Origin of the sequence: Natrinema saccharevitans (genome assembly GCF_001953745.1) — an archaeon.
In the GTDB taxonomy this organism is placed as follows: domain Archaea; phylum Halobacteriota; class Halobacteria; order Halobacteriales; family Natrialbaceae; genus Natrinema; species Natrinema saccharevitans.
Genome location: NZ_LWLN01000001.1, coordinates 1,446,844 through 1,460,471, shown reverse-complemented (window position 1 = coordinate 1,460,471; position 13,628 = coordinate 1,446,844). Strand labels below are relative to the sequence as shown.

Annotated in this window: 11 protein-coding genes; 9 read left to right on the top strand and 2 right to left on the bottom strand. The window is 66.8% G+C overall.

Annotated features, from left to right (window positions below):
• Nucleotides 1-30 precede the first annotated feature (30 nt).
• The gene (locus A6E15_RS07390; protein ID WP_076145121.1) at nt 31-1,830 is read right to left on the bottom strand and encodes an SLC13 family permease; all 1,800 of its coding nucleotides are present in this window, start codon (nt 1,828-1,830) and stop codon (nt 31-33) included.
• A gap of 139 nt (nt 1,831-1,969) precedes the next feature.
• Between A6E15_RS07390 and A6E15_RS07385 the strand changes: the two genes are divergently transcribed.
• Entirely contained in the window at nt 1,970-2,704 is a 735-nt protein-coding gene (locus A6E15_RS07385) for an SDR family NAD(P)-dependent oxidoreductase (RefSeq protein WP_076145119.1), read from the top strand.
• 135 nt (nt 2,705-2,839) lie between these two features.
• Here A6E15_RS07385 and tmcA read toward each other — a convergent pair whose 3' ends face one another.
• Nucleotides 2,840-5,101: a tRNA(Met) cytidine acetyltransferase TmcA gene (gene tmcA, locus A6E15_RS07380; protein WP_076145117.1), complete on the bottom strand. Its 2,262-nt coding sequence runs from the start codon at nt 5,099-5,101 to the stop codon at nt 2,840-2,842.
• Nucleotides 5,102-5,435: 334 nt separating this feature from the next.
• Here tmcA and A6E15_RS07375 point away from each other — a divergent pair, with 334 nt between their 5' ends.
• From A6E15_RS07375 to A6E15_RS07335, 8 genes are all read left to right on the top strand, one after another.
• On the top strand, nt 5,436-7,034 hold the full coding sequence (locus tag A6E15_RS07375) for an oleate hydratase (RefSeq protein WP_076145115.1): 1,599 nt from the start codon (nt 5,436-5,438) through the stop codon (nt 7,032-7,034).
• Between the two features lie 289 nt (nt 7,035-7,323).
• Nucleotides 7,324-7,686, top strand: coding sequence for a 50S ribosomal protein L7Ae (rpl7ae, locus tag A6E15_RS07365; protein WP_066295911.1), 363 nt, complete (start codon nt 7,324-7,326; stop codon nt 7,684-7,686).
• Between the two features lie 11 nt (nt 7,687-7,697).
• A complete protein-coding gene (locus A6E15_RS07360) occupies nt 7,698-7,922 on the top strand; it encodes a 30S ribosomal protein S28e (protein WP_006064297.1) in 225 nt (74 codons plus the stop codon).
• A complete protein-coding gene (locus tag A6E15_RS07355) occupies nt 7,922-8,278 on the top strand; it encodes a 50S ribosomal protein L24e (protein ID WP_076145111.1) in 357 nt (118 codons plus the stop codon). Before A6E15_RS07360 ends, A6E15_RS07355 begins: the two co-directional genes overlap by 1 nt.
• Nucleotides 8,275-8,739, top strand: a complete 465-nt coding sequence (gene ndk, locus A6E15_RS07350; RefSeq protein WP_076145109.1) for a nucleoside-diphosphate kinase — start codon at nt 8,275-8,277, stop codon at nt 8,737-8,739. The genes A6E15_RS07355 and ndk overlap by 4 nt, the downstream gene beginning before the upstream one ends.
• Before the next feature lie 257 nt (nt 8,740-8,996).
• Nucleotides 8,997-9,404 carry a DUF7344 domain-containing protein gene (locus A6E15_RS07345; protein ID WP_076145107.1) on the top strand — a complete coding sequence of 136 codons (408 nt, stop codon included), beginning with the start codon at nt 8,997-8,999 and terminating at the stop codon, nt 9,402-9,404.
• Nucleotides 9,405-9,615: 211 nt separating this feature from the next.
• Nucleotides 9,616-10,218: a superoxide dismutase gene (gene sod, locus A6E15_RS07340; protein ID WP_076145105.1), complete on the top strand. Its 603-nt coding sequence runs from the start codon at nt 9,616-9,618 to the stop codon at nt 10,216-10,218.
• 172 nt (nt 10,219-10,390) lie between these two features.
• Nucleotides 10,391-13,432: an FAD-binding and (Fe-S)-binding domain-containing protein gene (locus tag A6E15_RS07335; protein WP_076145103.1), complete on the top strand. Its 3,042-nt coding sequence runs from the start codon at nt 10,391-10,393 to the stop codon at nt 13,430-13,432.
• Nucleotides 13,433-13,628 lie beyond the last annotated feature (196 nt).

Sequence of the window (13,628 nt, the reverse complement as noted above, 5' to 3'; positions counted from 1 at the left end):
TTCGCGCCGGTCGGTCGACGCGGGTCGCGGTTAGACCCCCCAGAACGTCGCGATCCCGACCGTCGTGACGAGCGCCAGCAGTAACTGGAGCGGGCCACCCACACGGACGAAGTCCCGAAACTGGTACTTTCCCGGACCGTATACGAAGAGGTTGGTCTGGTAGCCGACGGGCGTCATGAAGGCCGTACTGGCGGCGAAGGTCACCGCGAGGACGAACGCGACGGGGTTCGCGTCGAGCCTCGAGGCCACGTCGATGGCCACCGGGACGAGTAACACGACGCTGGCCTGATTGCTGACGACGTTGGTCATCAGGGCCGTCAGCAGGTAGAAGACGCCGAGGACGGCAATTGCAGGGAGGAAGTCCGCGCTCGAGACGACGAGCGCGCCGAGGACGTCTGCACCGCCGGTCTCGGCCATCGCGTTTCCGAGCGGGATGACGCCGGCGAGCAGAAAGATAATGTCCCACTGGACGGCCTCGTAGGCCTCGGCGGGTTTGAGGACGCCCGCGGCCAGCATGACGACGACGCCGGCCAGCGCCGAGACCATGATCGGCACCAGTCCGGTCGCTGCCAGTCCCACGACGGCGAGGACGACGCCGACGGCGAGCGGGAGTTTCGACCGCCGAAACTGCTGGAGCGCGAGGTCGCCGGCGACGATGACGTTCGGATTGTCGGCCAGCCGGTCGACCGTTTCGGCCTCGGACTCGACGAGGAGCGCGTCGCCCGGCCGGAACGTGAACTCGGTCAGCCGTTCGTGCGTGATCTTGCCGCCGCGTCGAACGGCGAGGACTCGCGCCTGGTAGGTATCCGAAAAGCCCGCCGAGTCGATCGTCTCGCCGATCAGGTCCGAGCCCGCCGTCAGGACGATCTCGACGAGCGTCTGTCCCGGGGCGAGCGTCTCGAGGTCCGTTTCGGTCGTCACGCCGGGAACCAGGTCGATCCCGTCGACGTCGAGCAACGTCTGGAGCGCGTCGTCGGTGAGCCGCACCGTGTAGATGTCGTCGGGTTCGACGGTCGTCGACAGCGCGGGGTTCGAGGTGTACCGATCGCCCCGAACGAGTTGGGTGACGTCGGTCTCGAAACTGACTTCCTCGAGCGCGTCCCGAAGCGTGACGCCGACCAGCGGCGAGCCCGTTCGGACGACGAGTTCCGTGAGGTACTCCTCTTTCGTCGCCGTCTCCCGCTCGCTTCGTGCCGTCACGTGTGACGGGGTGAGCCAGTAGCCGACGGTAAGCAGGTACGCCGAGCCGACGGCGAACACGACGACGCCGAGGTGGGTGAACTCGAACATCGAGAAGGGGCGGCCGAGGTACTCCGCGGAGAGGCTGCTCGCGACGAGGTTCGTCGACGTGCCGATGAGGGTGAGCATCCCGCCGAACATCGAGGCGTACGATAGGGGCAAGAGGAGCTTCGAGGGGGAGGTCCCGTTCTCGTGGGCGAGGTCGTTGACCATCGGCATCAGTACGGCGACCGCCGCCGTGTTGTTGATCAGCCCCGACAGCGGCCCGACGATGCCGATCGTCGCGCCGAGTTGCTTGTGTTCGTCCGTGCCGGTGTAGGAGGCGACGGTCTGCTGGAGGCGCTGAATGACCCCGGTTCGACGAACGCCCTCGCTCAGGATCATCATCGCGAGGATCGTGATCGTCGCGGGGTTGGAGAACCCGGCGACGCCGTCGCTCGGTGAGACGCCCGTCCACGGGCCGAGTAGCATCAGGCTCACCATGATCCCGAGCGCCGTGACGTCGATGGAGACCGGCTCGGTGACGAACAACACGAGCGCGACGGCGATGATCAGAAAGACCAGTAACGCACCAGTCGTCAACGGTGCCATCCGGGTGTCCGTACTTCCAGTGTGAACGGTAAATAAGGAGTCTCCCGTCACACAGACTGATACTGCCAGACGATCGGTCCGGGCCGAGCGCCCCGGACGGACCCGACACCATTACGGTCCAGTGACGGAACGTTCACGCATGACTAACGGTGCCATCGTCGTCGGCGCGTCGTCGGGGATCGGCGAAGCGCTTTCCCGGCGGCTAGCGGCCGACGGCTACGAGATCGGGATGGCCGCCCGGCGGACCGAACGGATGCGGCGGATCGGCGCCGAACTGCCGACCACGTCCTACGTCGCGACGATGGACGTCACCGACACCGCGGACGCCCGCCAGGGCTTTTTCGAACTCGCCGAAGCCATGCCGTCGGTCGATCTGGTCGTCTTGAGCGCCGGCGTCGCGCCGGTCAACCGCGACCTCGAGTGGGCGCCCGAACGGCAAACCGTCGACGTCAACGTCCGCGGGTTCACCGCGCTGGCGACGGCCGCGATGGAGTACTTCGAGTCGAATCCCGATCACGCGAGCGAATCTGACGGCCACCTCGTGGGTATCTCGTCCGTGGCGGCCCACATCGGTAACGACGACGCGCCGGCGTACAGCGCCTCCAAGGCCTACGTCTCGACGTATCTGGAGGGGCTCCGCTATCGGGAGGCAGATCGCGACACTGACGTGGCGATCACGACCATCGAGCCGGGGTTCGTCGACACCAAGCTTTCGCTGGGCGGCTTCTGGGAGTGTTCGCCCGAAACGGCGGCGAACCAGATCGCTCGAGCGATCGAGAAAGAGCGGACCCACGCCTACGTGACGCGGCGCTGGCGGCTGCTCGCGTGGGTGCTGGATCTGGCCCCGGAAGGGCTGCGTCGGCGGCTGTTCTGAGCGTCTTTGACGAACTGTGAATCGGCGGATCTAACTCGAGGTCGGAACGGAAGATAGCGTTGTGCTACCGTGGCAACACGGAATTGCCACGCCCTCCCCAGCCGATTCCCTCCCTCCGTTCAGTCGGATATGAGGTCACTCGCCGGCGAACCGCTCCCGGACCTCGATCGCCGCGTCGGCTCCGTAGCGATCCACCAGCGGGCAGAACGCATCGCCCAGCGCGCGCATACACTGGCCGGGAGAGTGGTACTCGAGGCAGTCGGCGACGGACTCCCAGTCCCGGGCCTGCAGGGCTCGCAGGACGAGCAGCCGCTCCTCGCGGGCGGTCAGGTCGACGTCGTCGGGGTCGTCGACGAGGTATCGGACGACGAGGTCGCGGAAGGGTCCGGGGTCGACGTCGAACAGCCCCGGCCCGTAGGCGGCCCCGGCGACGACCCGCCACTCGTGATCGGACAGCGAGAGCGACGGCGCGGCGTTGGCGTCGACGCTCCGGAGAACCGCCCGGGCCACGTCGGGCGCGAGGTCGTCGAGCGAGTCCGAACAAAGGGCCCCGAACCGGTCGGCGAACCACTCGGCGTGGCGGTCGCGGAGCCGCCGGCCCGCGGCCGTCGTCGGCGCGAGCATGAGCGCGGAGTACTCGCCGCTCGAGTCGTTGCGGGTCGTCGAGACGTGGACCGTCCGATAGCCGTTTTCCCGCCAGAACGCGAGCAGGCCGGGGGTCGCGCCGAAGCCGGTGCCGAGCCAGTCGGCGGCGTCCCGGAACTCCTCGCGAACGCGCTCGAGCAACAGCGAGCCCAGCCCCTGCGAGCGGGCCGCGTGGTGGGTCGCGATGCGGACGACCCGCAGGCCCGCGGGCTCGCCGGCCGCCTCGTCGCGCAGCTGGCTGGTCAGCACGTCCGGCAGCATGTTGCCCCGGATCCGGCCGCCCTCGTACATCATCGCGCGGCTGTCGGGCGGCAGGTTTCCCTCCCGGGCGAGCAGGGCGACGCTGACGACGTGGCCGTCCCGTACCAGCGCGCGGGCCTCGAGGTTGGGCGCGTCGAGCAGGCGCGCGAGGTCGTTGGGCTCGGTCCGGTAATGGGCGAGGACGAGCAGGCCGAACGCCTCCCGGAGCAGACGCTCGTCCGCGAGGAGGTCGTCGGGATCGAGCCGGCGATAGTCGACGGAGTCGGGGTCGGCGTCGGCGACCAGCGGCTCGATCGGCGGCCGGGCGTCGAGCAGCAACGCGCGGAAGGCCCACACCTCGACGGGGTCGCCCCCGGCGTACCGGATCGGCTCGACGAGCCGGCAGTCGGTCACCTCGTGGTCGCTTTCGGCCAGCCGGTCCCGGAACCGGACCGAGAAACCCCTGCCGGCCCCCTCGTAGCCGTGGATCGTCGTCGCGAACGCGACCCGATCGGCGGCCAGCAGCGACTCGAGGGTCCCCACGGGGAGCGCGGCGGCCTCGTCGACGAGGACGATATCGGCCGCGTCGATCGCGTCCGCGGCGGCAGTCGGCTCGCGGAACCGGACTGAACCGCCCGCGCTCGTCTCGATCCGGCGGGACTCGACCGTCGTGTCGTCGCCCTCGAGCGTCCGGCAGAGTTCGCCGGCGCGGTCGAACAGTTCCGCTGCGTTCCGGGACGCAGGGGCGGTCACGAGGACGTCCTCGCCGTCGGCGGCGAACGCACCCGCGGCGAGCCCCGCCGCGCTGGATTTCCCCCGCCCCCGGTCGGCCTCGAGGACGACGGCCCGATCGGCCTCGGCGAGCGACTCGAGGGCAGCGACGGCGTCGCTCTGATCGCCAGTCAAGCAGGCCTCGTAGGCGGCGGCCGGGAACCGACGATCCGGCGGTGGCGCGGGATCGGCCGTCGGCAGCCGCGGGGCCGGCTGGGTCAGGCCGTCGGCCTCGATCCGCTCCGACTCGAGGTCGACGATGGCGATACCGCGGTGGGCCCGCAACGTCCCGACGAACCGCCGTCGGAATCGGCCGGTGACGTCGGCCAGTTCGAACGGCGGAACGGCCAGCGAGTCGTCGAACCCGTCGCGTCGGTCCGGCCACGCCTCGAGCGGCGGGACGAGCAAGACGAGGAGGCCGCCGCCGTCGACCGCGCCGACGACCTTCCCGACGGCGTTGGGCCGGAGTTCGTCGTGGGCGTCGACGGCGATCACGTCTCGCGTCGTTCCCAGCAACTCGCCCGCGTTGGCCTGAGGAAGCTGCTCGCAGCGAAGCCGGTCGGCGGGCCCGACCAGCGTCGTCGCCGTGATCGGAACCGAAAGGGTGTCGAGGACCGACTCGAGTCGATCGTACCCGCGCTCGCGGCTCCCCGCGAGGACCAGCACCCGGCGCTCGTTGGCGCGCTCGGCTTCCGCACGGAGTGTTCGCGCGAGCGTAACGACGTCCGCGTCCGCGTTCATACGCCCGCTTCGTGTGTGCCGGTATAATTACTCTCTCATGCGGGAACCGTCGTCGATCGCAACGGCGGCCATCGTAACGGACACCGAGCCCGGGTCCCGCCTCGGGGGCGATGTGGCGGCTCCCGCCGAGTCCGTCGAATCGTGTCCGGTCGGAATGTCAATTTCTGAAAACATATAACTAGTTTATCGTTGCCATGCCGTGAGAACTGCTGTGGACTTTCAATACCACTCGTGTCAAACATCCAATCGTGGTTGAACATGTACGGCAACACGGCTTCGAACCGGTCACGCCGGCGAACCGGGACGGCGATCAGGAACACGGAGGGTATTTCACATGAGTAACGAGCGGACCCAGCGACAGGACGGATCGGAACGGGAAGCGTACTTCGTCGGCGGGGGGATCGCATCCCTCGCCGGAGCCGCGTTCCTCGTCCGTGACAGCGAACTGCCGGGCGAGAACGTCCACGTCCTGGAGAAACTCGACGTGATGGGCGGGGCGCTCGACGGAGCCGGCTCGCCCGAGGAGGGGTACGTCATTCGGGGCGGCCGAATGCTCAACTTCCCGACGTACGAGTGTACGTGGGACCTGCTCGAGACGATTCCGTCGCTCGAGGACCGCGAGCGATCGGTCAAGGACGTCATGGACGATTTCAACGAGGACCATCAGACGTACGCCGTCGCTCGGTTGGTGGGCGACGAGCAGGAGGTCCTCGACGTCTCGTCGTACGGGTTGGAGATGGAGCATCGGCTCTCCTTGCTCCAACTGGTCCTGACGCCCGAGGAGCAACTCGGCGACACGCGGATCGAGGAGTGGTTTTCCGACTCCTTTTTCGAGACGACGTTCTGGTACATCTGGGCGACGACGTTTGCCTTCCAGCCCTGGCACAGCGTCGCGGAGATGCGCCGATACATGCACCGCTTCATGCACGAGTTCCCCCGGTTGAACACCATGGAGGGCATCCACCGGACCAAGTACAACCAGTACGACTCGATGGTCCGACCGATTCGGCGGTGGCTGGAAGACCACGGCGTCGAGTTCCGGGGCGGCTGTGAAGTGACGGACATGGATATCGTTCCCGGCCGGGACGGCAAGACCGTCGAAACGATCCACTACGAGACCGACGGTGCGGCCGAGACGATCGACGTCGAGCCGACGGATCTCGTCTTCGTGACCAACGGGTCGATGACCGACGGCTCGGATCTGGGGTCGATGGCCGAAGCGCCGGATCTGAACACGACTGGGGCCTCCTTCGAACTGTGGAAGAACATCGTCGCGGACAACCCCGAGTTCGGGACGCCGTCGGTGTTTGCCGATCACGTCCCGGAGACGAAGTGGCCGTCCTACACCGTCACGCTCGACGAGCCGGACCTGCTCGAACACATCGTCGAGGTCACCGGCGAAGCGCCCGGGAACGGATTGATCACCTTCACCGAGTCGAACTGGCTGATGTCCATCGTCGTCGCTGCCCAGCCTCACTTCGCGAACCAGCCCGACGACGTGAAGGTCTTTTGGGGGTACGGCCTGTTCCCCGAGGAGGAGGGGAACTACGTCGAGAAGAAGATGGAAAACTGCACCGGGAAGGAGATCCTCGAGGAACTGTGTTACCACCTCGGCTACCTCGACGAACTCCCCTCGGTTCTCGAGGACGCGAACTGTATCCCCTGTACCATGCCGTTTATCACGAGTCACTTCATGCCGCGGACGTCCGGCGATCGGCCGGACGTCGTCCCACCGGGATCGAACAACCTCGCGTTCATCGGCCAGTTCGCGGAGCAGCCCCGGGACGTGGTGTTCACCGTCGAGTATTCGGTTCGGTCCGCGATGAGAGCCGTCTACGACCAACTCGACGTAGATCGGGAGGTGCCCCCGGTGAGTACGCACCAGTACGAACCCGAGGTTCTCGTCGACGCTGCGAAAGCCGCGTTCAGGTAGTCCCCCCGCGGGAACCGTTCCGATCGGCCGGGAGAACGCGACCGCGCTATCCGATCAGATATCGGACTCGAAGTCGGCCCGAACCGGCCCCGTCCGTGCGGGGGAGTCTCACTTCGCCAGCCGTTTGAACACGCTTTTAAGGGGGGCAACGCTATTCGAGTGTACACCCTACGCGGGGTTGATGATGCTCCTAGCTTCACAGGACTTCCGCCGGGATCGGCCCGGCACGGGTACCCAGTGCCCGGACGGCAGGGGAGCGCGAGCCCACGTGTAGGAGAGGTGAACAACCATGTCAGTCTACGTCAATACCGACATCCCAGCCGACCTCGCCGACGACGCCCTCGAGGCGCTCGAGGTCGCACGAGACACCGGACGCGTAAAGAAAGGAACGAACGAAACCACGAAGGCCATCGAGCGCGGCAACGCCGATCTGGTCTACGTCGCCGAAGACGTCTCCCCCGAGGAGATCGTCATGCACCTGCCCGACCTGGCCGAGGAGAAGGGCATCCCCGTCGTCTTCATCGAGACCCAGGACGACGTCGGCCACGCCGCCGGCCTCGAGGTCGGCTCGGCCGCTGCGGCGATCGTCGACACTGGCGAAGCCGAAGACGACGTCGAGGACATCGCCGACAAGGTCGAGGACCTCGACTGAGGTGATCAGAGATGAGTGCTGAAGAGGAAGAAAGCGGCTCCACGCCCGCCGAGGTCATCGAGATCGTCGGCAAGACCGGCATGCACGGCGAAGCCATGCAGGTCAAATGCCGAATCAAGGAGGGCGAGAACCAGGGACGCATCATTACCCGTAACTGCCTCGGGCCGGTCCGCGAAGGGGACGTACTCCAGCTTCGCGAGACCGCCCGCGAGGCCGACTCCATCGGAGGACAATAATGGTCGAGAAACGAACCTGCGACTACACGGGCGAAGAGATCGAACCCGGCACGGGTATCATGTACGTCAAAAACGACGGCTCCGTGCTTCACTTCGTCGACTCCAAGGCGGAGAAAAACTACAAGATGGGGCGCGAACCCCGAGACCTGGAGTGGACCGAAGAGGGTCGTCGCGGCAAGCCGTCCGCACAGGAGGAGACGCCTGCCGACGAGACCGAGGAGGTCGAGACGGAAGCCGACGACGAAGACGACGTGCCCGCCGCTGACGAAGCGGTCGACGAGACCGAGGACGCGGAGGCCGACGAAGCCGAAGAGACCGACGCCGAAGACGCCGAAACCGAGGCCGAGGAAGCATGAGCGATCACGAGCGCACCTTCGTGATGGTCAAGCCCGACGCCTTCGCGCGCGGACTCGTGGGCGAGGTCGTCTCCCGCCTCGAGGACCGCGGGCTCAAACTCGTCGGTATCAAGGTCGAGAACATGCCCCGCGAACGGGCAGAAGAACACTACGGTGAACACGAGGACAAGCCGTTCTACGACGACCTCGTGGACTTCATCACCTCGGGACCGGTCGTCCCGATGGTCTGGGAGGGCCAGGACGCGACGCGTCAGGTCCGCCAGATGATCGGCGAGACCGACCCGCTCGAGGCCGAGCCCGGAACGATCCGGGGCGACTACGCGCTCGATCTCGGTCGGAACGTCGTTCACGCCGCCGACCACGAGGACGAGGGCGCGAACGAACGCGAGATTGCGATCCACTTCGACGAGGACGAACTGATCGACTACGATCAACACGACGCCGAGTGGCTCTACGAGTAACCGTTTCGGATCGAACGGCGGTTTTTCCGCCCGTTCTGTCGGCAGATAGTGTCAGTCACGACTACAGTAGCCGCTGAACGTCATCGCACACCTGATCGAACGACGGCGTTGCGATCAGTGTGTGAATCGTTTCAGCGGCTACTATAACGGAAAAGTCCACGTACATATATTTTCAGACAAACGTAAAGTCTAATGTGGCGGCCGAAGTAGACGGCCGTGGTGGTTTCGAATGGTAACAGACGGTAGGTGGTTCGTGGATGCGTAAACGGGAGGGCGTATCGAACTTACAGGCCGACGCGATGCCGTCGCTGGACCTCGTTTTCGATCTCCTTTCCAACAGGCGACGGCGCTACGCACTGTACTATCTCAACCAGCAGTCCGACGGCGTCGCGACGGTCGCGGCCCTGGCCAAGAACGTCGTCGCGTTCGAGCGGGGCGCCGCCGACGGTGCCGACCGTGACGCGGCGCGGTCGCCGTCCGATCAGGACCCGGATCCCGCCGACGAACGGGGGACCGTTCGAGTCGAACTCCGGCACGTCCACCTCCCGAAACTCGAGGACGCCGGCGTTCTCGAACACGACCGGCGAAGCGAGACGGTGCGATACTGGGGACAGCCGTCGCTCGAGGAGTGGCTCGAGCATGCCTATCACAAGGAGATGTCGTAGGGGCGGCCGTCGGTCGCGAATCGCGAACGGGGGGACGACGATGAGCGATCGGATCGGGGTCGTTGAAAGGTTTAAGTCCGAGTCCGTGGTGGATCCGGTGACGTATCGGTAAATCGCCAGAGGGAGCGGCGATACTTTATGAGGTGTGATATCGTCTCTCTCCTCAAAACTTAACAGGCGAGAAACCGATACGAATCATGAGGTGTATACTATGGCTGACCACGAACTCCCACCACTGCCGTACGATTACGACGCGCTCGAACCGGCACTGTCCGAACAGGTACTGACCTGGCATCACGACACGCACCATCAGGGCTATGTCAACGGCCTCAATGCAGCCGAGGAGACCCTCGCCCAGAACCGCGAGGAGGGCGACTTCGGCTCGACGCCGGGCGCGCTCAGCGACGTCACCCACAACGGCTGTGGCCACTATCTCCACACGCTGTTCTGGGAGAACATGTCCCCCGACGGCGGCGGCGAACCCGAGGGCGATCTCGCCGACCGCATCGAGGAGGACTTCGGTTCCTACGAGGGCTGGAAAGGCGAGTTCGAGGCCGCTGCCGGTGCCGCCAGTGGCTGGGCACTGCTGGTCTACGACCCGGTCGCGAAGCAGCTTCGCAACGTCGCGGTCGACAAGCACGACCAGGGCGCGCTGTGGGGCGCACACCCCATCCTCGCGCTGGACGTCTGGGAACACTCCTACTACTACGACTACGGCCCGGACCGTGGCGAGTTCATCGACGCCTTCTTCGACGTCGTCAACTGGGAGAAGGCCGAAGCGGAGTACCAGACCTGCCTCGACCACTTCGAGTAAGCGACGACCCGGTCGATCCCGAATTTTTATGCGACAGTCCCGGTAGCCGCCGCTGACGGTCCCGACCGGATGGCATCGCCGACCCCGCTCGAGTCGATCGCCCGGCGCTCGCTCGACAGTGACTGTTGATGACTACCATGGTTTAACTGTTCGCGAGACGATTCCACATGCCATGGCTGCCGAGGACAGCGGCGTCGACGCGAGAGGCGAGGATCGAGAGCCGACGCGGCATCAGCCGTCGCTCGAGACGGGAACGGGCGGCGGTGATGCCGGCGGGGAACTTGCGGCCGACTTGCGGACGGCCGTCGACGGCGACGTTCGATTCGACGAGTACACGCGGGTCCTCTACGCGACGGACGGGAGCATCTACGGCGCACAGCCGGCCGGCGTCGTCTTCCCGCGGGACACCGCCGACGTCCGCGCCGCGATGGCGGTCGCGGCCGACCACGACGCGCCGGTCCTCCCCCGGGGTGCGGGGTCGTCGCTGGCCGGCCAGACCGTGGGACCGGGCTGTATCGTCCTCGACTGTTCGCGACACATGGACGACGTCCGCGAGATCGATCCCGACGGCCGGACCGCCGTCGTCCAGCCGGGGGTGGTCCAGGACGACCTCGACGCCGCCCTCGAGCCGTACGGCCTGCAGTTCGCGCCCGATCCGGCCTCCTCGAACCGGGCGACGATCGGCGGCGGGATCGGGAACAACTCGACGGGTGCCCACTCGGTCCGGTATGGGATCACCGACGCCTACGTCGAGGAGTGCGAGGTGGTGCTGGCCGACGGCTCGTTGATCCGTACCCGGGACGTCGTCCTCGACGGACCGGAGTGGGACGAGATCGTCTCGAAAGACGACCGCGAGGCGGAAATCTACCGCATCGTGCGGGCGCTCGTCGAGGACAACGCCGACGAGATCGAGGCGCGCTATCCCGATCTCAAGCGCAGCGTCAGCGGCTACAACCTGCAGAAGGTTCTCAGGGAGCGTGCGGACGGAGCCCGGATCATCAACCTCTCCAAACTGCTCGTGGGGGCCGAAGGAACCCTCGGCGTCGTCGTCGAAGCCACGCTCTCGCTTGTGACCCGACCGGACGAGACCGCGCTCGTCGTCTGCTGCTACGACGACCTGCTCGAGGCGCTGGCCGCCGTCCCCGAGGCGCTCGAACTCGAGGCCAGCGCGGTCGAGTTGATGGACGACGAGGTGTTCCGGCTGGCCGGCGAGTCGGCGGAGTACGCCGAGTACGCGGAGCCGATCCCCGACGGGACCGCGGCGGCGCTGCTGCTCGAGTTCGACTCGGAGGTCGTCGACGACCTGCCGGACGCCGTCGAAACCGCGACGGCCGACCTCGTCGGTGACGGGGCGGCGTTCGACTCGCTCGAGGCGTTCGACGCCGCGAAACAGGACCGCCTCTGGAAGCTCCGGAAGGCCGCCATCCCGCTGTTGATGAGCATGGACGGCGATCCGAAACCCTACCCCTTCGTCGAGGACGCCTCCGTCCCGCCGGCCGAACTGGCGGCGTACGTCTCGGGGTTTCAGGAGATCCTCGAGGCCCACGACACCGAGGCCGCGTACTTCGCTCACGCCGGTGTCGGGACGCTCCATATCCGGCCGGTCCTGAACCTCAAAGAGGACGAGGACGTCGAGAAAATGCGGGCCATCGCCGACGACGTGACCGACCTCGTTCGCGAACACAACGGCTCGTTTTCGGGCGAACACGGCGACGGCCTCGCGCGGACGGAGTTCAACCCCAAGCTGTACGGCCCCGATCTCTGGGCCGCGTTTCGGGAGTTGAAGTCCACTTTCGATCCCGACTGGCGCATGAACCCCGGCAAGGTCGTCTACCGGGACGACGATCCGACCGATCTCCGGGAGCAGTTGCGGTATGGGCCGGACTACGCCTCGCTCGAGCCTCGGACGGCGCTCGAGTTCGACGACGAGGGCAGCTTCTCTGAACTCGTCGAACTCTGTAACGGCTGTGGGACCTGTCGCCAGACCGACGGCGACGTGATGTGTCCGACCTACCGGGCGACCGGGGCGGAAATCGCGACCACGCGCGGCCGGGCCAATCTGCTCCGGGCGGCGATCAGCGGCGAGATCGACCCCGAGGAGCTGTACAGCGAGCGGTTCCAGTCCGAGGTCCTCGACCTGTGTGTCGGCTGCAAGGGCTGTCAGAGCGACTGCCCGACCGGCGTCGATCTCGCGAAGCTCAAGGCCGAAGTCAAACACGGGTATCACGAGCGGGAGGGCGCGAACTTGCGCGAGCGACTGTTCGCGAACGTCGACCGACTGGCGTCGCTGGGGAGTGCGTTCGCACCGGTGGCGAACCGCGCGACGGACCTGCCGGGCGCGCGGACGGTCCTCGAGGAGACCCTCGGAATCGCGGCCGATCGGACGTTACCGACGTTCCGGCGAGAGTCGTTGGTCGAGTGGTTCCAGCAGCGCGGCGGCCCGCGGGTGGCCCCCGAAGACGCGACGGCCGGCGTCGTCCTCTTTCCCGACACGGACACCAACTACTCGAATCCCGAGGTCGGGACGGCCGCCGTCGAACTCCTCGAGGCCGCGGACGTCCGCGTCGCGGTCCCGGATCTCGGCCCGACCGGGCGGGCCGCCTACTCCGAAGGGTTGCTCGAGACCGCGGCCGAACGGGGCCGCGACCTGCTCGACGATCTCGAGCCCTCCCTCGAGCGGGGCTGGTCGGTCCTGTTCGTCGAGCCCTCGGACGCGGCGATGGTCGTCGACGAGTATCGGTCGCTGCTCGCGGACGACCGCGTCGAGCGGCTCGCGGCGAACGCCTACGGAGTCTGTGAGTACCTCGACGAGCGACGGCTGGACGAGGCGATCGCGTTCGACGAGTCGATGACGACGGGGACGCCGGTGACGTTCCACGGCCACTGCCACCAGAAAGCGCGCGGCGCGGACCACCACGCCGTCGGCGTCCTCCGGCGGGCGGGCTATCCCGTCGATCCCGTCGACTCGACGTGCTGTGGGATGGCCGGCAGCTTCGGCTACGAGGCGGAACACTACGATCTCTCGAAAGCGATGGGGTCGATGCTACGGGAGCGACTCGAGGCGAGCGCGGCCGAACAATCGGGCGACGACGGCGAGTCGGTCGTCGCCGCGCCCGGCACCTCCTGTCGGACGCAGGTCGGCGACTTCGAGGGGTGCGATCGGCCGGCCCATCCCGTCGAACTGCTCGCTCGAGGGCTCGACTCGGATAGGTAGACGCTGAGTTGCCGGGTTCGTCGAGTGGACAGCGGCGCGAGCCGTCCTGCTACCGCGGCGACACGGAGGCCACGCCCTCCCCAGCCGGATTACTCCTCACGGCGCTCCGCGCCGTCTGTTCACGGGCTTTCAGCCCGTTCACATGGTATGCGAGGCCGGAGGCCTCGCACGATTCGGACGGTTCGCGGGACCTGCG